The sequence below is a fragment of the Actinopolyspora xinjiangensis genome (assembly GCF_900104475.1).
GTDB lineage: Bacteria > Actinomycetota > Actinomycetes > Mycobacteriales > Pseudonocardiaceae > Actinopolyspora > Actinopolyspora xinjiangensis.
Map to the genome: position 1 here is coordinate 153665 of NZ_FNJR01000001.1, position 19833 is coordinate 173497.

The 19833-nt window shown below is 68.9% G+C and carries 17 protein-coding genes; 6 read left to right on the forward strand and 11 right to left on the reverse strand.

From position 1 onward, the window contains the following. Nucleotides 1-492: 492 nt before the first annotated feature. A complete protein-coding gene (locus BLQ75_RS00705) occupies nucleotides 493-1419 on the reverse strand; it encodes a pentapeptide repeat-containing protein (RefSeq protein WP_092596183.1) in 927 nt (308 codons plus the stop codon). Between the two features lie 256 nt (nucleotides 1420-1675). On the opposite strand from BLQ75_RS00705, the gene BLQ75_RS00710 reads away from it, so the two are divergent. Continuing rightward, a complete protein-coding gene (locus BLQ75_RS00710) occupies nucleotides 1676-1993 on the forward strand; it encodes a hypothetical protein (protein WP_092596184.1) in 318 nt (105 codons plus the stop codon). A gap of 159 nt (nucleotides 1994-2152) precedes the next feature. Here BLQ75_RS00710 and BLQ75_RS00715 read toward each other — a convergent pair whose 3' ends face one another. Beyond that, the gene (locus BLQ75_RS00715) at nucleotides 2153-2827 is read right to left on the reverse strand and encodes an FkbM family methyltransferase (RefSeq protein WP_170837253.1); all 675 of its coding nucleotides are present in this window, start codon (nucleotides 2825-2827) and stop codon (nucleotides 2153-2155) included. A gap of 651 nt (nucleotides 2828-3478) precedes the next feature. Here BLQ75_RS00715 and BLQ75_RS00720 point away from each other — a divergent pair. Beyond that, nucleotides 3479-3931 (forward strand): flavodoxin family protein, encoded by a 453-nt coding sequence (locus tag BLQ75_RS00720; RefSeq protein WP_092596186.1) that lies wholly within the window; start codon nucleotides 3479-3481, stop codon nucleotides 3929-3931. Nucleotides 3932-3942: 11 nt separating this feature from the next. On the opposite strand, the gene BLQ75_RS00725 is transcribed toward BLQ75_RS00720, so the two are convergent. The 4 genes from BLQ75_RS00725 to BLQ75_RS00740 all read right to left on the reverse strand — a co-directional run bounded on the left by BLQ75_RS00725 (nucleotide 3943) and on the right by BLQ75_RS00740 (nucleotide 9475). Continuing rightward, a complete protein-coding gene (locus BLQ75_RS00725) occupies nucleotides 3943-5139 on the reverse strand; it encodes an MFS transporter (protein ID WP_170837254.1) in 1197 nt (398 codons plus the stop codon). 84 nt (nucleotides 5140-5223) lie between these two features. Then, on the reverse strand, nucleotides 5224-5826 hold the full coding sequence (locus BLQ75_RS00730; RefSeq protein WP_092596189.1) for a DUF5825 family protein: 603 nt from the start codon (nucleotides 5824-5826) through the stop codon (nucleotides 5224-5226). 24 nt (nucleotides 5827-5850) lie between these two features. After that, entirely contained in the window at nucleotides 5851-7686 is a 1836-nt protein-coding gene (locus BLQ75_RS00735) for a RiPP maturation radical SAM C-methyltransferase (protein WP_092597155.1), read from the reverse strand. A 607-nt stretch (nucleotides 7687-8293) separates the two neighbouring features. After that, complete coding sequence (locus tag BLQ75_RS00740; protein WP_244515132.1) at nucleotides 8294-9475, reverse strand: glycosyltransferase family 2 protein; 1182 nt, start codon at nucleotides 9473-9475, stop codon at nucleotides 8294-8296. A gap of 343 nt (nucleotides 9476-9818) precedes the next feature. On the opposite strand from BLQ75_RS00740, the gene BLQ75_RS23265 reads away from it, so the two are divergent. Next, complete coding sequence (locus BLQ75_RS23265) at nucleotides 9819-9983, forward strand: hypothetical protein (RefSeq protein WP_170837255.1); 165 nt, start codon at nucleotides 9819-9821, stop codon at nucleotides 9981-9983. A gap of 22 nt (nucleotides 9984-10005) precedes the next feature. Here the strand turns inward: BLQ75_RS23265 and BLQ75_RS00745 are convergent, their stop codons facing one another. Continuing rightward, on the reverse strand, nucleotides 10006-11388 hold the full coding sequence (locus BLQ75_RS00745; RefSeq protein WP_139182870.1) for a glycoside hydrolase family 18 protein: 1383 nt from the start codon (nucleotides 11386-11388) through the stop codon (nucleotides 10006-10008). 326 nt (nucleotides 11389-11714) lie between these two features. Between BLQ75_RS00745 and upp the strand changes: the two genes are divergently transcribed. After that, a complete protein-coding gene (gene upp / locus BLQ75_RS00750) occupies nucleotides 11715-12338 on the forward strand; it encodes a uracil phosphoribosyltransferase (RefSeq protein WP_092596191.1) in 624 nt (207 codons plus the stop codon). Nucleotides 12339-12528: 190 nt separating this feature from the next. Here upp and rsmI read toward each other — a convergent pair whose 3' ends face one another. Beyond that, nucleotides 12529-13389, reverse strand: coding sequence for a 16S rRNA (cytidine(1402)-2'-O)-methyltransferase (rsmI, locus tag BLQ75_RS00760; protein ID WP_170837256.1), 861 nt, complete (start codon nucleotides 13387-13389; stop codon nucleotides 12529-12531). 11 nt (nucleotides 13390-13400) lie between these two features. Between rsmI and BLQ75_RS00765 the strand changes: the two genes are divergently transcribed. Then, nucleotides 13401-14978 (forward strand): dolichyl-phosphate-mannose--protein mannosyltransferase, encoded by a 1578-nt coding sequence (locus BLQ75_RS00765; protein ID WP_092596194.1) that lies wholly within the window; start codon nucleotides 13401-13403, stop codon nucleotides 14976-14978. A 119-nt stretch (nucleotides 14979-15097) separates the two neighbouring features. On the opposite strand, the gene lat is transcribed toward BLQ75_RS00765, so the two are convergent. Continuing rightward, nucleotides 15098-16468, reverse strand: coding sequence for an L-lysine 6-transaminase (lat, locus tag BLQ75_RS00770; RefSeq protein WP_092596196.1), 1371 nt, complete (start codon nucleotides 16466-16468; stop codon nucleotides 15098-15100). Between the two features lie 210 nt (nucleotides 16469-16678). Between lat and BLQ75_RS00775 the strand changes: the two genes are divergently transcribed. Continuing rightward, nucleotides 16679-18712, forward strand: a complete 2034-nt coding sequence (locus tag BLQ75_RS00775) for a neutral/alkaline ceramidase (RefSeq protein ID WP_092596203.1) — start codon at nucleotides 16679-16681, stop codon at nucleotides 18710-18712. Nucleotides 18713-18991: 279 nt separating this feature from the next. On the opposite strand, the gene BLQ75_RS24045 is transcribed toward BLQ75_RS00775, so the two are convergent. Both BLQ75_RS24045 and BLQ75_RS23270 read right to left on the reverse strand, forming a co-directional pair. After that, complete coding sequence (locus BLQ75_RS24045) at nucleotides 18992-19189, reverse strand: hypothetical protein (RefSeq protein ID WP_244515134.1); 198 nt, start codon at nucleotides 19187-19189, stop codon at nucleotides 18992-18994. 311 nt (nucleotides 19190-19500) lie between these two features. Further along, a partial coding sequence (locus BLQ75_RS23270; protein ID WP_170837257.1) for a hypothetical protein occupies nucleotides 19501-19833 on the reverse strand: 333 nt, incomplete at its 5' end.

The window sequence follows — 19833 nt, forward strand, 5'->3', positions numbered from 1 at the left end:
ATCACCTACGGCGGTGCCGCGCGACCCCCAAGCCGTGCGGTGGTCTTCGCCGGAAGGCTCACGTACCGGTCGCGACGCACACGAACGAGCGGTTCCGTGCGACTGCCGTGCTCGACGTGCTCGCCCCGAGCCGCCGCGACGGCACCACGCGACCACCAAGCCGCGCGACGTGACCACCAAGCCACGTGTTCCGACCGTTCGACCGCGACGACGTCGGGACATCGGCACGTCGCTCTCCCCGGGGCACATGCCGTGGAGCCCGGTCGCCCTTCGTTTCGTTCCGGACAGGACATGTCCGTTCACTCTCCTGTCGATTCACTCTCTTCGGTTCGAGCGGTGTCGAACCGATGCCCCACCCCGCGGGGCATCACCGATGGGACGCACCGGAGAGCTGTTCGGTTCCACGCACGGACGAATCGGCCTTTCGTCCGGAATGGTGGTTCTCGGCGGGACCGGTTCGCGAGAACGGCGGGACCTCCCGGTTGGGTATCGTCAGCCCCGCCTGGCCACGAGTTCGGCCCAGCCCGCGTACTCGGCCGAGGGGCGTTCGGTCCAGTCCTCGGGCCACTTCCGCCGCACGTCGTTGTCGATCCGGGTCATCGCGCCGTTGAGCACGGCCGTGGTGTTCGTACCGAAGTCCACTTCGCCCTCGAAGGAGGCACCGCGGAAGGTCACCCCCTCGCCCTCGAAACCGACGCGGCGGAAGTCTCCGAGCCCCCTGAAGCGCACCCCCCGGAAGTCGGCGTGTTGCTCGAACAGCGTTCCCCGGAACACGGCGGGACCGTGGAAACTGGCGTCGGCGAAGTTGGCCGAACGCACGCGACAGCGGGAGAACGTGAAGGTGTGCAGCACGGCACCGGAGAGGTTCAGCGCGATGTCCGGCCAGAACCGCGAGTCGTCGTCCGGTTCCTCCGCCAGGCGCAGGTGGGTCACCAGCACCTGCTGTGCCGCCTGCCGCACCTCGAACTCCTGGGGACCACCGTGTTCGGAGCGCTCCCGCTCCTCCGTGGCCTCCGGCGGCATCCGCAGGTAGGCGCAGATGAGGTCGACTATCGTCTGCCGGTGCGTCGGATACGTCTGTCCCAGCCGTTCGAGCGCGAATATCCCGGCCAGTCGCACGGGCGCCTTGTCGGCGCTGAGCTGCTCGGCCGCCCTGCCGTAGAGTTCGGTGACCCGGGTCTCGGTGGCGTCGTGGTCCCGCCGCAGAATGCTGACCTCGGTGCTGCGCTGGCGGCGTGCGGCCAACCAGAGGGCGGCGGCACCTCCCGTCCCCACACCGATGCTGGCGGAGGTGCGCACGGCTTCGAGGACAACCTTGGGCGGCGCGTCCCGGAGTACGACGACCAGCACCGCCGTCGACAGCAGCGTGATCCCTACCACGGCGATCGCACCGATCGTGATCGCCCTGTTGCTGAGCACCCGGGGAACTTCCGGGGGTCGTGCGGAGTCACCCACGGTCGTCGATCATGGCAAATCCAGCGGTGCCGTGGGTGCGAAACCGGCGAAGCACGGTGGAAGGCATCCGTGGGGCGAACTCACCGGTGGTGCCGGGAACCGCGCTACGATCGGGACATGACCACCGCGATGAGCTCCCTCCGAACAGGAGATGCCGCGTAACCGGCCCGCGCGCCTCCGACGCGCACCACGGACGAGCCCGACGAGCGAGATTCCCGGCGTGTCCCGCCGCGTGGCGTACGCCCTGGACCGACTGGGTGGGAAGGACCTGGACGCGGCGAGCGTGGCGACGGCGCTGACGGAATGGACCTCGGTGTGTCACGCCCCTCCCGCGAGGCTTCGGGGCGAGAACAACGACCTCAACGAGTTCGTCGGTCCGTTCGCCAGGCGGGAGTTGGAACGTGCGCTCCGAGTCCTGCCGAGGCACCTGGCCAGGGAACTGCGCTCCCGCGTGACGCCGTTGGACGAGCTGTATTCGGCCAAAACCCTGCCGGAACCCGCACGGAGGACGGGGAACTGGTGGGACGAGCGCCGCTGAGGTGGATCGTGCGCACCGAACCGGGCGGTGAACGGCGCGTGACCCGCTCCGACGTCGAGCGCACGGACCCGTTCGCGCAGCGTGCCCACGGAGACGTCGGTGGGACACGGCCGCATCACGTCCCGCGGAGCTCCCGTTCAGCCGGAGATCCCGACGTCCTCATCTCCTCCTGTGCACGAAGAGGTAGTTCCGCACGCCGTCGACCATGAACGCGGTCTCCCGCCAACTCCCGCCGCCCCAGAAGTACATCCCGTATCCCCGATCCAGGAGCCTGCGAACGAATTTCTCGGGCTCCACCCCGTACCTGTCGAGATGCCTCTTCTCTATTTCCATGAGAAGTGACGGCATGAACCGATTCAAGGTTTCTTCCGCTCCTGCGAGTACCGACGGCTCGTACCCCTCGACGTCGATCTTCATGAAGTCCACCCGCCGTATCCCCATCCTCTCGCGCATCTCGTCCACGGAGAACGTGTCCACACCGACCGTGCGAACACGCCCCGCCGCGGTGCTCCCCGAACCGGGGTGTTCGGAATCGACCACATGGGCATGCCCGTGGATCGGGAAACCGAATCGCACGGGAACGGCCACCGTCTTCCTGATCGAATTCTCCCCTACCGCGCCTCGGGTTATACTCAAGTTCCGATTCCGCATCGCACGGGCCAGCGAGGAAAAGATCCAGTGCGGTTTCTTCTGGGGCTCGAAGGAGTAAACAGCCCCCCACTTCCCGACCAGTTCCGCCAGGGGAAAACTGTACATCCCGTAGGCGGCACCGATGTCGAAACAAACGTCACCCGGGCCGACCACCTGTTTCAGACCCTGGATCTCCGGCTCCACCAGACGCAGCCCAGCGGACCGGTGGAGCCCGAAGGACACGGCCTTCAAAAACATGTCGGACAAATCAGCACTCGGCACGACAACCCCCAATTCACCAGTTCACCCCCGAAAAAGAATCACAAAATCAGCCGCGCCCGGCGCGTTTACCGCACAATCCGCCCCTGAAAAGCACAAACCGACGAACGCGTCCGCCGTCGCCACTACGAGGACGAACCCGTATCAGTGCGAAACACAACCTCTCCGACGGAATGATCTTGATCATCACACGTGTACCAGAAAAGCAGGCGATCACACCACCACGGAACGGACAACCGGAAAACCCCGCGACGCGTCCCCCACGAGACCGGGAGTCCGACCATCCGGACAGGACCGATCGACTGCGGGAATGGGAGCAGTACGCGATGGGACATTCAGCCGGTAACCGATGCGGGGATCAGCGGCACCGGCCGGAGACCCGCACCACTCGTGCCGCGATCACCACGAAGCGAGCGGAGAGATATCGCACTTCCCCGAAAAAGGGGCGGATAACGGTCGAAAAGTTCCTTCGGAACGAATCGGACTCTTCTTCGAAGGCGTGTCATCGCGGCGGTGGACACCACCGCGTGCCCGCCGTGGTACGACGGGGGACGCGCGGCTCCTAGACTGGCGGCCATGGCCCGACTGCTGATCGTGCACCACACCCCTTCGCCGGGGATGCAGGCGATGTTCGAGAAGGTCGTGGAAGGGGCGAGCACCGACGAGATCGAGGGCGTCGAGGTGGTGCGCAGGGCCGCACTGTCCGCCACGGCCGCCGACGTGCTGGAGGCCGACGGCTACCTGCTCGGCACGCCCGCCAACCTCGGTTACATGTCCGGCGCGCTCAAGCACTTCCTCGACCAGATCTACTATCCCTGCCTGGACTCCACCGGCGGCAGGCCGTTCGGAACCTACGTCCACGGCAACGAGGGGACCGAGGGGGCACTCCGCGCTATCCGTTCGATCACCACCGGCCTGGGATGGCAGCAGGTCGCCGAACCGGTGGACCTCACCGGCCAACCGGACGCCACGGGACTGGACGCCTGCTGGGAACTCGGCGCGACCGTGGCGGCGAACCTCATGGAGTGAGTCTGACCACCTCACTCGCGCGCGGCGGTGTCCAGTCTCCGCAACAGCGGGGCGCAGAGCACGGCGACCACCGCGACCAGCGACGCGGACACCGAGATCACCGCGGCCGGTGAGGTGACCTCGGCCAGCGGCCCGGCCAACCCGGCTCCCAGCGGCATCAGCCCCCAGGCGAACACGCGATAGGCGCTGGTGACCCGTCCCATCATGGACTCCGGCGTCAGCCGCTGTCGGTTGGCCGAGGACAGCACGTTCCACGCCCCGGCCCCGAATCCCATGACGAAGTAGGAGGACCACGCCGCGACGGGAACACGCACCAGCTCCAGGATGGCCATCCCCCCGGCCAGTACGAACAGCGCCGCGATCATCACGTTCGCCCCGCCGAAACGCGCCGACAGCCACGAGGTCACCCGCGAAGCCACCAACGTCCCGGCCGCGGCGCAGACGAACAGGACGGGCACCGTCGACGGAGCGAGCCCGAGCGACTCCAGTGCGAAGAGCACCGCGATCGTGTTCACGGCACCGGTCAGCAGTGTCACCGCGCCCACCGTCCCGACCACGACACGCAGTCCCGGACTGCGCAGCACGAAAGCGGTTCCCTGCCGGATCTCCCCGAGCATCGAACGCTCTCCTCCGGCACGTACCGGTTCGACCTCGGCGGAGACCCGGGGTATCCACAGCGCGGCGAACCCGAAGGCCAGCGCCGTCAACGCGAAACACAGCGAGGGACGCCAGGCGAACAGTCCGGCCGCCGCCAACGGCCCCGCGATCTCCACCCCGACGGTCTCCGCGCCGACGAAGCGCCCGTTGGCCCGCTCCAGGTCCTCCTCACCGGCGGCCGAGACCAGCAACGACTGCGTAGCCGAATCGGCGAACGTCTCAGCACCACTGAGCAGGAAAGCGCAGCCGAGCAGCACGAACATCCCCGCTTGACCGGTGTGGACGAACCACACCAGCAGCAGGGTCAGCAGGGCGCGGAAGGAGTGGGCGACGACCAGGGTGGGGCGGCAGGGAAGCCGGTCCACCAACGCTCCGGCGGGCAGCGCGATCAGCAGCCAGGGCAACACCTCGGCCACCGCCACCGCCGAGACGGAAATCGGATCGCGGGTGCTGACAGCCGTGTACAGCGGCAGCGCGGTGGCACGTACGCCGTCGGCCACCGAGGTGGCGGTCCAGGTCGTCAGCAGCCGCCGGAACGGTTCACCCCCCACACCGCGAACGGATCGCTTCGCGAGCTTCTCCGAGGCTCCACTCACCGTTCCACGCCTTTCTCACCGCTCGCGTCCGGCAGCGGCTCACACCGCCATGGCCGGAACCGGCCAGCGGCGGACCCTGGCGGGGGCCCACCACTCCAGGGAGCCCACCCGCACGAGGAGGCCGGTGTTCGCGAAGCGTTCCCGCGCCTCGTCCGGGATCCCCGCGGGTGCCGCCCCGTTCGCCAGTCGCCGCGCCGCGTGGACGAGCTCCGGATCACTGACCGTGTAGCATTCCATGGCCCCTGCCCGCCTGTCTCGTATCTGGAGGAATCCGGGCCCCTCCCGTTGGACGCACTTGCACGGGAACCAGGCCGCGGACCAAGCGGAAGTGTCCACAGCGGACCTACCGAACACCCGTCGCGGGGGTGGGAGGTGGGACAGCGCCGTCCAGTCGAGACCAGGATCGTCGATGCGCAGCTCCCAGCGACAGGACACTCCCCACGCCCCGAGCTCGCGGAGCAGCGTCAGGGCCACCGCGGTCTCCGCTCTCCCACCGAGACGAACGGGTTCCCGCAGCACCACGGCGCGCACTCCCTTCCCGAACAGCTCCGCGGCCTCGGTGACCGGATCCGTTCCCAGCACGGCGGTGGTGGAACGCTCGGCCACCGAGGGGACGGCGGACTCGTGCAGCAGAACTCTCACGTAAACCCTCCGGGGTGGACGGGATCAGCGCAGCTGGAGCAGCTCCTGGTTGTTGTCCTCGGTGACCACGTGCACGTACTCGTCGCCCTCGGTGAAGACGAGTCCGGACGCGATCCACTCGTCGAGCTTGGTGGCCAGTTTCGCGTCGTCGCCGAAACGGCGTTTCAGGTACCGCGTCGAACGCGGGCGGTCGAGGGCGCGGAAGAGCTCCGTTTCGAAGGTGCCGGTGAGCACCAGCTCGGTCCGGGGAAAGGCGGGCCTGTCACCGAGGACCACGATCTCGCTGCCCGCGTCCACGTGCTTGAGCCAGCTGCGGGAGTGGGCCGCCGACCACTCCGCCACGGCGTCCAGCAACCGCCGTTCCGGCTTTTCGCCTATCCCGGCGGGCGGGGCCTCGAACAGGTAGGCGAGTTCCGCCAGTTCCTCCTCTGGGAGGTCGTAGGTCACGAAGTACTGGTCGTCGGGCCTGCGTTCCGGGAACCCCAGTTCCGGGAAGTCGAAGTACGGGCTGAACCTCTCCAGGGCTATCCGGCTCGCGCCGTCCATGGGCGGGAGGTGGGTCAGTGCGGGGAACTGGTCGAGCAGCGGGAGGTAGTCCTCCTCCGACTCGCCGGGGAAGCCGTACAGCAGGTTCCACATCACCGTCATCCCCAGCGACCGGGCGTCGCGCAGCATCCGCACGTTCTGGCAACCGCTCACGCCCTTCTTCATGATGTCCAGCACCCGCGAGCTCAGGTTCTCGATGCCGGGCTGGACCTGCACCACACCGGCGCGCACGAGCTCCCGGAGCTGGTCGTAGCGCAGGTTCGACTTGATCTCGCACTGGATCCTGAGGTCGTAGCCCGCCTCGGCTATCCAGGGCAACAGCGTACGCAGGTAGTCCATGTCCAGGATGTTGTCCACCAGGTACACGTCCAGCAGGCGGTGCCGCCCGGTCAGCTCGACCAGCTCCTCGTAGAAGCGTTCCGGTGTCTTGCCGCGGAACTTCAGGAACGAACCGTTCAGGCCGCAGAAGGTGCAGTGGTGCTTCTCGCCCCACCAGCAACCCCGCGACCCCTCCAACACGAGTTTCGGTTCCACCCGGTTCGAGGCTGGGCTGCGGTCGAACCGTTCCGGGTAGCCGTCGAAGTCGGGGGCGACGATGCCGGTGGCGTCCAGCGGGGTGGCGGTCATGGGGTTGACCACCGGCTCTCCCGAGCTGTCCCGCCAGCACAGGCCGGGCAGGTCGGAGACCTCCCCTCCGTCGTCGAGCCGCTCGAGCAGGCGGGGGAAGACCACCTCTCCCTCACCGCGCACCACGTAGTCGACGCACGGGAAGTTCCGGTGCCAGGCGGCTCCCTGGGCGCCGTCGCAGTTCGCCCCGCCCAGCACGATCCGCACGTCCGGCCTGAGCCGCCTCAGCTCCGCCGCGAGCGCCAGCGAGGCCGTGTTCTGCTGGAAGGTGGTGGTGAATCCGACGACCTCCCCGCAGGAGCCGGCCAGCTCGGCGGCGTACTCCCCGATCCACTCGGCCGCACGGGGCTGGAGGAGTTCGCAGAGCTCCAGCCGTTCGGCCGACAGCTCTCGGGCACGACGCTCGCGGAACTCGGCCACGCGCCACCGCGTCCGCCCGTACAGCGCCGCGGCGAAAACCCAGTCGCCGCACCCCTGGAAATAGGACTCCATCGAGAAGAAGTCGTAGTCCTCCGTTTCCGTTCCCATTCGGCCGTTCAACCAGTCGAAGAAGTCCAGATTCGCGTTCAGCACTCCCACCGAGTTGTTTCCCCCCGAGGCGGACTCCACGGCCGATTTGAGAATTCCACAGGCCAGCGAGGGGTAGTCCACGGAAGCCCACGGCATGTTGACCAACGTGATTTCCACTGTCGCCTCCTCGAGGAGGTGGACGGATGGGGCGAAGTTCGCCCCACCCGAGCCGGTCATTTCAGCGAGATCCGCACACCTACGGGACCGCTCACTCCGGAGGCGTTCGGATTGTTGTGCACGGTTTTCTGTTCCACGGGATACACCTCCCTCCCGAGCACTCGCGAGAACCACGAGAACCAGAACTCCCGGTCGGGGCCACCCGGCCGGAAAATTTCTGGCTCTCCTTGGGAAGGAACAACGTTCCACACCGGACACTAACCAAGGGGGGCGGGGCGGGTTCTGATCCGATAGCAGGAAATTTCGGCGGACTTCACTGGCCCGTTCGAGGTATTCCGGAGGACCGCACACGGACGTGGCGGCAGAGAACGACGAGACTCGCCGGGTCGTTCCTCGACCGCACGGGAACGACCCGGCGAGGAGGAAACACACGATGAACACGAATCGTGGTATCAAAAATTCATATCGTGCTCACCGCGGTTCGCGTCGGCCACACGCGCTCGCCGAAGAGACCGTGATCTCGATGTGCTCCGCCGTGCGCCCCTGGCGTGACCGACTCGACGATCGCGCCCGGTAGCGGGGCCGGGCCACCGAGGACACCACGGTTTCAGAACCGAGCGGCGCGCCCCTTCCAGCTCGTCGCGCCACGGGCCACCTCGACGGCGCCGTGCAGCATGACACCGCCGAACACCGCGTTGGTGAACGGCGCGACCGGGGCCAGCCAGGCCCCCGCGTGCATCACCCGCGCGGTGCGGGCGTGCGTCACGCTCTGGGCGACCCAACCTACCGAGCCGAGCGCGATCATCGTGGGACTGCGGCCGCGTATGCCCGCGGCGAGCACCGCGGGCGAGGCCAGCGACAGCGAGACCTGACCGAGGCCGATGCCGAGCAGCAGGGGCAGCGAACCGTTCGTGCCCGCGACGAAGCTCTTGCGGAAGGAGTCCCAGCCCTGACGAAAGGGGTCCATGCCGCTGGTGGTCGCGTAGGACAGCCCCTCGACGACCCTGGTGACCCCACCGTGGTCGCGCACGGTGGTGGCGATGGCGATGTCCTCGTTGCGGCGCCCCGAGAGGGCGGCCCAGCCGCCGATCTTCTCGTAGTGCGAACGGCGCATCAGGATGCAGTGGCCGATGGCGAACGCCTTGCTGCCCTTGCCTCGGGGATCGGCGTTCTCCCCGATCATCTGCAACCCCGCGGGCATCAGCACCGGCCAGCTGGCGGAGTGCCGGGAGGGCGGCCCGCCGGGGGTGGAGACCAGGTCGGCGTCCGCGCGTTCGGCGGTACCCAGCAGTTTGGCCAGCAGCTCCGGCTCCAGCACGGTGTCGGCGTCGACGAACATCAGCCACTCGCCCGCTTCGGGTTCGCCCGCGGCCTCGACGCCGACGTGCATCGCGTGCACCTTGCCGCTCCACCCGGGTGGCGGTCCCTCACTGCGCACCACCCGCACCCTCGGGTCCTCGGCGGCGTGCCTGCCCGCGATCTCACCGGTGCCGTCGGTGGATCCGTCGTCGACGACGACCACGCGGAGGGCGGGATCGGCTTCGTCCGGGCCGCGTGCGGAACCGTAGGTCTGGGCACGGATGCCACGCAGGCAGTTGTCCAGCACGCCCTCCTCGTTGCGGGCGGGCACCACCACGGTCACGGTGGGAGGGAGGACGCTGCTCGCCGGTTCCTGTTCCAACGGCAGAATGGCGCGCGCTTTCCGAAGGGTGCGCAGGCTGCGATACACGGTTCCGCCCACCGCGGCGGCCAGCAGAGCACCTCGGACAACGTTATGTCGTGATACCACACGCACAGCTTGCCATGCCTGCCAGGGAGCGAGCCCCACCGGCAACGAGAACCGCACGTCAACAACGTGCGTACGCGGGGTTAGCGGCAGTGGTGGGAGCCTCGGGGCGGCGGGATTCGTCACTCTCGGGAACCATCGCTGTCCGCTGCGGGGCGGCGTCCGGGAGTCGGCCGAACGGTACGCGGGTGTTTCTCGGCGCACCAGCTCCGGATCCCATGCACACGGCCTTGGAACACACCCACGAAATCGCCGCCCAGCTTCGACACGGGCCGAACTCCGATCACCCTCGCGGTCGGCACCGCCGCGGGTTCTCTCGTGGTGCTCTCGCGAGGAAGGCCCGACGTTGTGCAGTGACTACCCGATGTCGAGCCTCGCCGCGGCGAGAGCCCGCGAGAGGTTCCGCGACGAGAGCGGCTACGAAAACCTGGCCAGCACGGTTCCGGCGGCAGAAGTCCGCCCCGGCGAGACCGGAGTCGTCGCCGGGGCGAACCACGGGCCCGCCACGTAGCCCGTGCCTGTGGCTCGCGGGATCAGTTCAGGTTCTCGTCGATGGCCGTCATCAGCTCACCGTCGGCGGTGTCGCCGTCCAGCGACCAGATCATGGCGCCGCCCAGGGAATTGCTGTTGACGTAGTCCATCTTCCTGGCGATCTCCGTGGGGTCGTCGAACGTCCAGAAGGTGTTGCCGTCGAACAGCCAGGCGAATCCCGCCTGTTCGTCGCGGTGCACCGTGTACTGTCCGACCTTGTCCTTGAGCACCTTGTAGTCCTCGTACCCCGCTTCGTAGGTGGCGGGGGCAGGGCCCGTGGAGGTCTGGAACAGACCGTTGTCGCGGTTCGGCACACCGGTCCATCCTCGTCCGTAGAACGGGACGCCGAGCACCAGCTCATCCGCCGGAGCTCCTCGGGCCAGGTAGGTGTCGATCGCCTTATCGACGCTGAACCGCTCGGGCGAGGGATCACCGGCCGGGCTGTACAGCGCGGACTGGTGGTTGGTGGTCTCCTCGTAGGCGCCGTGCAGGTCGTAGCCCTGCACGGTGGCGAAGTCCAGCGAGTCGAAGATCTTGTTCACCTCGAAGCCCGCGTCGATCTTCTCGGGAGAGGCGGGCAGGAAGGCGGTCAGGTCGTAGGTCTCGCCGGTCTCGGCTTCCAGATCGTCGAGCTGGGAGCGCCACTCCCGCAGCAGTGCGGTGTAGTTCTGCTTGTCGGCGGGGTCCACGACGTTGCCGGGTCCGCCCTCGGAGGCGGGCCACTCCCAGTCGATGTCGACACCGTCGAAGATGCCGGCGGCCACACCTTCGCCGCCCTGGGGCGAGCCGCCGAGCTTGGGCAGGTTGCCCCGCAACCACATGTCGATGCAGGACTTCACGTGCTGCGCGCGGGACCGCTGGGTCGCGGCGGCCGTGTGGAAGTTCTCCGACCACGACCAGCCGCCCAGCGAGATGTAGACCTTGAGGTGGGGGTACATCTCCTTGAGTTCGGCCAGCTGGTGGAGGTTGCCCGCCAGCGGCTGGTCCCAGGTGTCGGCCACCCCGTCGACGGAGTTGGCCGCGGAGAACCGCTTCTGGTAGTCGGCCCACGCGTCGGCCTCCCCGGCCTGGTTGCCGGTGAAGCACTGCCCGGAGGCGTCGAGGTTGCCGAACGCGTAGTTGATGTGGGTCAGTTTCGAGGCGGTTCCCGAGGTGACCAGGTCCTTGACGTAGAACTGCCGGTCGTAGATCGACCACTGCGTGAAGTAGCCGACCTTTCGCGATCCACTTTGGGCGGTGGCCTCGGCCTGGGCGGGGGCGGCACTGTCCTGCCCGGAGCTGTCACCGCCGGTGGCGGTGGCCGGGGTGGCCAGCAGGCCGGTGAACAGCGCGGCCCCGGTGGCCAGTGCTGATAATCGCCACGCCGAACGTTTGCTCAGAGACATCGATCACTCCCGAGGGGGTCGGTACGGGATGCCCAACACCGTGTGGTCTAGACCACGACTGGTCAAGGTATGAACCAATCTTTCACCCGTTCGGAGGCATACGGCCCGAGTGGAACCTCCGAGGGTTCAGCCGCACTCACCAGGGAGAACGAGCGAAATCGATCCACACCGGAAGCGAAACTCGCGGTTCTGCGCCCTAAGCGGTCAGATCGCCCTAACGAGGGTGGCGGCGGGGCTTCGCACCGGAGGCACGAACCGGCGTCCACCGGCGACCCCGCCGAGGGCGAACGCGGGACTCCGGAGAACTTGCCGATACCGTGGTGCCCATGGATGTGCGGGTCATCGACCACCCCCTTACGCAGGCGAGACTTTCCACCATGCGCGACGCGCGGACCGACAACGCCGCGTTCCGGGCCGCGCTGCAGGAGCTCACCCTGATGCTGCTCTACGAGGCCATCAGGGACGCCGAGTTGACCGAAGAGTCCATCCACACTCCGGTGGCGCGCACCAAGGGGTACCGGCTCGCCAACCCGCCACTGCTGGTTCCGGTGCTGCGCGCCGGGCTGGGAATGGCCGACCAGGCCCACCGCCTGATCCCGGAGGCACAGATGGGGTTCGTCGGTCTCGCCAGGGACGAGGAGACACTGCGGCCGACGCCCTACATGGAGTCGCTGCCGGACGACCTCTCGGAACGTCCGGTGATCGTGCTCGACCCGATGCTGGCCACCGGCGGCTCGATGGTCCACACGATCGGGCTGCTGCACGAGCGCGGTGCCCGCGACGTCACCGCGATCTGCACGCTGGCCGCGCCGGAGGGGATCGAACGACTGTCCGAATCGGAGCTACCGGTCCGAGTGGTCACGGCGAGCGTGGACGAGCGCCTCAACGAGTCGGGGTTCATCGTCCCCGGGCTCGGGGACGCCGGGGACAGGGAGTACGGCCCCCGCTAGTGACGTCGTTCACTCCACCGGTCGCGCGGCGGAACCGCTCACCGTCCCGCGCCGGGAGCCGGGCCGACACCGAAGGGCGACGCGGACTCCCCTCCCCCGACGAGCACCGCTCGCGTCTCCAGCCGGAGGTCACCGAACCCGTGGCCGGGTCGGCTCCCACCGGGTCGCGGAACGCACCGGGAACCCGCGATCAGTCACGCGCGGCGAGCACCGCGTCGTAGAGGTCCTTCTTGCGCACCCCGCCCATCTCGGCGATCTCGGCGACCGCGTCCTTGAGTCGCATGCCGGTCGCCGCGCGCCGTTCGACCTGGGCCACGAGCTCGGCGGGGTCCTCGGGAGCCTCGGGCTCGGCCCCGGCGAGCACCACCGTGATCTCACCGCGCACCCCCGCCTCGGCCCATTCCGCGAGTTCGCCCAGCCCGCCGCGGCGGACCTGCTCGTAGGTCTTGGTCAGCTCGCGGCAGACCGCCGCCCGCCGCTCCGGCCCGAGCACGCGCACCGCGTCGTGGAGCGTGTCGGCTATGCGGTGCGGTGCCTCGAAGAACACCGAGGTGCGCCGCTCGGACACCAGTCCGGCCAGCCACCGCCGCCGCGGGCCCGACTTGCGGGGCGGGAAGCCCTCGAAGCAGAACCGGTCGCTGGGCAGCCCCGACAGCGCCAACGCCGTGGTCACCGCGCTGGGGCCGGGCAGGCAGGTCACGGGCACCCCGGCCTCCGCGCACGCCGAGACCAACCGGTAGCCCGGATCGGAGACACTGGGCATTCCCGCGTCGGTGACCAACAGCACCGTGGCCCCACCGTGCAGCGCCTCCAGCAGCACGGGTTGCCTGTTCTCCTCCACCGCGTCGTAGTAGCTGAGCACCCGACCGGCGGGGGCCACCCCCAACGAACCCGCCAGGGCGCGGACCCTCCTGGTGTCCTCGGCCGCGACGACGTCGGCCGTGGCCAACGCCTCGCTCAGCCTGGGGGAAGCGTCCCGCGCGTCACCGAGCGGGGTGGCGGCCAGCAGCAACGTGCCCGGTCCGGATTCGTCAGTCACAGCAACCACCATACGATTTAGGCGTGAACGTCCTCGTGCCGAGCTCCGGTGGCAGCAACGCCCGCGACGAAGCCGTTCGCGACGGCGAGATACCTCCGGTTCGGTATCCCGGCGAACACGACCGGGCGAAATCGCTGTTACCGCGAGAACCGACGGACCGCCTGCGCGGCTGGGTCGTGACCCTGGTGCTCACGCTGATCGCCGGGGTGGTCCGCTTCTGGCGGCTCGGCCAGGCCACCGACCAGGGCACCCCCGTCTTCGACGAGAAGCACTACGTCCCGCAGGCGTGGCAGATGCTGCGCAACGGCGGCTTCGAGGACAACCCCGGCTACGAGCTGGTGGCCCACCCCCCGGTGGGCAAGCACCTGATAGCCGTCGGCGAATGGCTGTTCGGCTACACCCCGTTGGGGTGGCGGTTCAGCGCCGCGCTGGCGGGCACGCTGATGGTGCTGCTGCTCATCCGCATCGCGCGCCGCATGACGCGCTCCACGCTGCTGGGCGCGCTGGCGGGGGTACTGCTGATCTGCGACGGGCTCAGCCACGTGCAGTCCCGGGTGGGGATGCTGGACATCTTCCACGCGATGTTCGTGCTCGCCGCCTTCGCCTGCCTGCTGGTGGACCGCGACCGGATGCGAGCCAGGTTGGCCCTGGTGGTCACCGAGCACCGAACTGGCGACTCGGCGCTCGGCCCCAGGATGGGATTCCGCTGGTGGCGCTTCGGAGCCGGAGTGCTGCTGGGGCTGGCCTGCGGGGTGAAGTGGAGCGGCATCTACTACGTGCTGGCGTTCGCCCTGCTCAGCGTGGTCTGGGACGCGCTGGCCCGCCGAACCGCCGGAGTCGCTCGGCCGTGGCGCGGTGCGCTGGTGCGGGACGCCCTGCCCACGTTCGCCTCGCTGTTCGTGCTGCCGCTGGCAGTCTACTTCGCGAGCTGGGCGGCCTGGTACGCCAGTGAGACCGCCACCGACCGGCACGCGGCGGCCGTCGCCGAGGACGTCGGTTTCGGTTTCCTGCCCGACATGGTGCGGTCGCTGCTGTACTACCACTTCAACGTGCTGGAGTTCCACACCCACCTGGTCACGGGCGACGATCCCCACCCCTGGGAGTCGAAACCCTGGGCGTGGCCGATGGGCATGCGGCCGATGCTGTACTACTACGAGTCGGGCATGCCCGGTTGCGGGCAGGGGGACTGTGTGCAGGCCACGATGCTGCTGGGGACCCCGGCGCTGTGGTGGCTGGCCCTACCCGTCGCCGGGTGGGCGGTGTGGCGCGCCGCCGCGCGAATGGACTGGCGCTACGCCGCGGTGCTGGTCGGCTACTGCGCGGGCTACCTGCCCTGGTTCGTCAACCTCGACAGGCAGATGTACTACTTCTACGCCACGCCGCTGGCCCCGTTCCTGGTACTGGGGATCGTGCTGGTGCTCGGCGAGGTACTGGGCAGGGCGGCCGCGAGTGCCGAACGGCGCAAGACGGGCCTGCTGGTGCTCGCGCTCTACGTCGGGCTGGTGGTGGCCAACTTCGTGTGGCTGTGGCCGATACTGAACGGTTTTCCGATCACCGAGGCGCGCTGGGCGGCCGAACTCTGGCTCCCGTCGTGGCGGTGAGGGCCCGGCCGCCCCGGGAGGGAGCCCGGTTCCCGGTAGTTGGATGACCACCGGGAACCGGTCGACCAACCACGCGGGACACGGCCGGACAGCCGATCCCGCGCGGGTTCCGTCATGGACTACACCGAGGACAGTTCCCGCAGTGTCGCGCGCAGCGCGACCACCGCGTCGGTGATCTCGTCGGGGCGCACCGACAGCGCGGGGCGCCACCGCAGCGAACGCGGCCCGGAGGGCAGGAAGACGGTGTGGTGGTGTTGCCTGGCCAGCGCCGTCGCCCTGTCCCGCAGCGTGCCGTCGGGGAAGTCCAACGCCGCCATCAGGCCACGTCCGCGCGGGGCGCGCACCAGTTCCGGGTACTCCGCGGCCAGCCCGCGAAGCTCGGACAGCAGCAGCTCCCCCATCCGCGCCGCGTGGTCCAGAAGCCCCTCCGACTCGATCACTTCGAGGATCCTGGTGGCGCGCACCATGTCGACGAGGGAACCGCCCCAGGTGGAGCTGATCCTGCTGGGTTCGCGGAAGGCATTGTCCTCGATGTCGTTGACGCGCCTGCCGCCCATGACCCCGCACACCTGCAGCCGCTTGCCGAAGGCCACGAGGTCCGGTTCGAGCCCCAGAGCCTGGTAAGCCCAGGGGAAACCGGTGATGCCCCCACCGCTCTGGACCTCGTCGGCGACGGTGAGCACGTGGTGCCGCCCACACAACCGCTGCATCTCGCGCAGGAAGGCCGGGCGCAGGTGCCGGTCTCCGCCCTCACCCTGGATCGGTTCGTAGACGAAACAGGCGATCTCGTCGCCGTAGCGGGTCAACGCCGCCTCGGCGGCGTCGAGCGCGTCCCGCTCGACCGGCAGCAGCTCGGGCTCGTCCCAGTCCGGACCGGGGTCCACCGCCGGGCTCGGAATCCTCGGCCAGTCGAAGGCCGGGTAGTCACGCACCTTCCGGGGATCGGTGTTGGTCAACGACATCGTGTAACCGGTCCGCCCGTGGAACGCCCACCGCAGGTGCATCGCGCGGCAGCCGCGCATGGGCACGCCGCGCCGCGCGTTGTGCTTGGTCTTCCAGTCGAAGGCCACCTTGAGCGCGTTCTCCACGGCGGGGCCGCCGCCCTCGATGAAGAACAGCCACGGCAGTTCGGGGTCGCCGAACACGCGCCGCAGTGTCTCGGCGAACCGGGCCTGCTCCACGGTCGCGAAGTCGGGGTTGGCCGGTTTGGTCCTGCCCGCCCGCACCAGCGCGGCCTCGAACTCGGGGGTGCGCAGGCCGGGGTGACCGTGCCCGAGGGGCGCGGAGCTGAAGTACATCGTCATGTCGAGATAGCGGGTGCCGTCCCGCAGGTCGCTCAAGCGGCACCCCTCGCCGGAGTCGAGATCGACGACCACGTCGAGCAGATCACCGGTCACCCGGGAGCGGAGTTCATCGACGACGTCCTGACCGGGGGGTTCCGCGCCGGGGGCGGCGCCGTGTTCGACCGGTGCCAGTCGCTGTGCGGTCATGTTCAGCCTCCTGTGGGCCGCGACTACCTCGCCTAAAGGAATTAATACCTCCAAATCCTCATATAAAGCAATATTTTCCTCTATACACGCCAACTAAGAGAAAGATTTTCTAATAGTCCTTCCAATGGGGGACGTTAGCTGAGAACGATTCATTTTTGGTGATCGCTGAGCTACCGTGACGCGCACCACCCCAGGTGCGGAGGTAGACGAATGGGCAGCGGAAGCGCAGTCGGCAGACGCCCCGTGCTCCGGGGCGGCCTCGCCGCGCTGCTGGCGGCGTCGTCCCGGACTGCCGCCCGGGCCGAGTCCGAACGGGAGCACTACCTGCTGGGACGCGGCATCGGCGACGTGACGGGACAACCCGCCGAGAACGGCATGATGGGCTACGCCCGCCTGGCGCAGCGCACCACGGGAATCCACCAGCGGCAGCGCGCACGCGCCTTCCTCGTGGCCGAGCACGACGCGCCCGAGCGAAGGGTGGCCGTGGTGACGGTGGACACCGGAATGATCTTCGGAGCCGTGCGGCGCGCCGTGCTGGAACGGCTCGCACGACGCCACGGGAACCGCTACGGCGAGCACAACGTGCTGCTGACCGCCACGCACACCCACGCGGTCCCGGGCGGCTTCTCCTGCCACACCCTCTACAACGTCACCACGCTGGGGTTCCAGCCCGCGACCTTCGAGGCGCTGGTCGCGGGCATCACCGAATCGATCGAACGCGCCGAGGCCGACCTCGCCCCCGGCCACCTCCGCGTCGGGCGCGGCGAGCTCACCGACGCCAGCGTGAACCGCTCCCGCGCCGCCTTCGAGCGCAACCCGGCAGCAGACAAGCGGCACTTCCCCAGCGCCGTGGACCCCACCACGGTGCTGCTGAGCTTCGAACGCGGCGGGCACCCGGTGGGTGTGATCAACTGGTTCGCCACCCACGGCACCAGCCTCAGCCCGGACAACACGCTCATCAGCGGCGACAACAAGGGCTACGCCGCCTACCGGTGGGAACGCGAGGTCGCGGGAGTCGACTACCGCGCGGGCGATCCCGGCTTCGTGGCCGCGTTCGCGCAGTCCAACGCCGCCGACATGTCGCCGAACCTCGAACTGCGCCCCGGCACCGGGCCCACCGAGGACGAGTTCGCCAACACACGGATCATCGGCGACCGCCAGTACACCGCCGCCGCCCGGCTGCTGGCGGGAAACACCACGGCGGTGCGCGGAGGCATCGACTGCCGGATCTCCTACGTGGACATGTCGAGCACGACCGTGACCCCGGAGCTCACCGGCGACGGGAGTCCACACCGGACCTGCGCGGCGGCCCTGGGCGCCTCGTTCGCGGCCGGGGCCGAGGACGGCCCAGGTCCCTCGATCTTCGAGGAGGGTGCGGGCAACAACCCGTTCTTCGGCACGATCAGTGGGGCGCTGTACCAGGCATCCCCACGACTGCGGGAGCGCCAGGCACCGAAAGAGATCCTGTTGCCGGTGGGCGCGATGGGCTGGGTGCCCAGGATCCTGCCGATCCAGCTGGTCCGCCTGGGCTCACTGTACCTGCTCGGCATTCCGCAGGAGGTAAGCATCGTCGGCGGACTGCGGCTGCGCCGCACCGTCGCCGCCGAGCTCGGGGCGGCTCCCACCGACGTCGTGGTGGCGGGCTACGCGAACGACTACGCCGGTTACCTGACCACCCCGGAGGAGTACGACCAGCAGGCCTACGAGGGCGGGCACACCATGTTCGGGAGGTGGTCGCTGCCCGCCTACCAGCAGGAGTCGGCCAGGATCGCGGCCGACATGGCCTCCGGCGGGGAGACCGCACGGGGACCTTCCCCCGCCGGGAACCCGCGCGGCGGTCGGGTCCGGCTGCAACCCGGCGTGGTGTTCGACTCCCCACCACTGGGACGGGAGTTCGGCGAGGTGCTGGAACAGCCCGAGGGGCACTACCCGCGCGGCGGGACGGCGCGCGTGGTGTTCGCCTCGGCGCACCCCAACAACGACCCGCACCGGGACGGCAGCTACCTGCTGGTGCAACGCCGTTCGGCGCACGGCTGGGTGACCGTGGCCGACGACGGTGACTGGTCCACCGCCTACCACTGGGACCGCCGGGGAGTCGCGGCCTCGACCGCGACCGTCACGTGGACGATCCCGGCGGACGCGACCGAGGGCGAGTACCGCATCGTGCACCACGGCGACGCCAAGGCTGTGGGCGGGGAGATCACCCCCTTCTCCGGGACCTCGCGGACGTTCCGGGTGGGGTGAGTCGGTCCGGGAGCTGACTGACCGCTCGTTCAGCCCAGCCGTTGTATTCCGGCTGGACAGGACTGCGTGATGTGAATACAGACTGTGTCCAACGTGCCCTGTACCAGCGATACGGACCCATCGGATCGGCCAGTGACGCCCTACCGGATTTGACGGCTCATGCGTAGTGACCTACCACCCCCACGGCGAGTTCGGTCGTGTGGATGGCGGTGAGTGTCAGGCCGGTGGTTGGGGGCAGGTCGATGGCCATCCGGCGAGGCGTAGTCCGCCCACGCCTGTTCACCACAGCAGGCAGGCCAGTGCGTCGAAGAACGCGTGGAGTTCGATGCCTGGATCGCTGGGGTGGGTGATCGTGGTGACCAGGGACAGGTTCAGGACGAGGGTGATCCATCCGCTGTAGGTGAAGGTGGCTGTGGCCAGTCCGGTTCCGGCGCATTCGCGCAGCAGGATGGTGGTGGCCGGGGAGATTCTGGGCATGACGACGGGTCCTGCTCGGTTCGATGGTGCGGTGTTTGCCCCCGGCCGGGGCGGTGGAGAACCGGTGTCGCCCCGGCCGGGGTGGGGTGTCGCGCCGGGGTGGGGAGGGGAGGATTTCCGGCGCGGCACCGGGTTCGGGGGTGGTTCTGGGGGTGGTGCTGTTTTCGCGGGAGATGGGTGTGGCTGGGGTGGTGATGTCGTGGGGCGGTGACGGTGTGGGTGGCCCCGCACGGCGGTGTGCGGGGCCGGGCGGGCGCGTGCCGGAGGTGTCGGGGGTTTTCACGGCACGCGCCCGGGTCTGGAGTGGAGGGTCAGGCCACGGTGGGCAGGTCGTGGTGACCGGTCTCGGTTGGGTGAGGACTACGGGGGAGTTTCCCGGCGGGTGTCTCGGGCTCGTCGGGGTCGCGGGTGGGCCGGTCTTGTCCGGTGTTGCCGTTGGTGATCCACGCGGGAGGCCGCTGGGACAGTCGTGGTGGGCTGGGTGGGAGGTGTCCGATGGTGTGCAGGCAGGGGGCGCAGACCGACCGGCCGTCTCCGTCGTGTTCGGGTGGTGTGGGGTTGGCTCGGCCTTGGTAGGGGCCGTGTCGGGACAGGTGTCCGCACAGTGCCCGCAGTCCGGAGTGTCGGGCTTCGGTGTTGGTGGG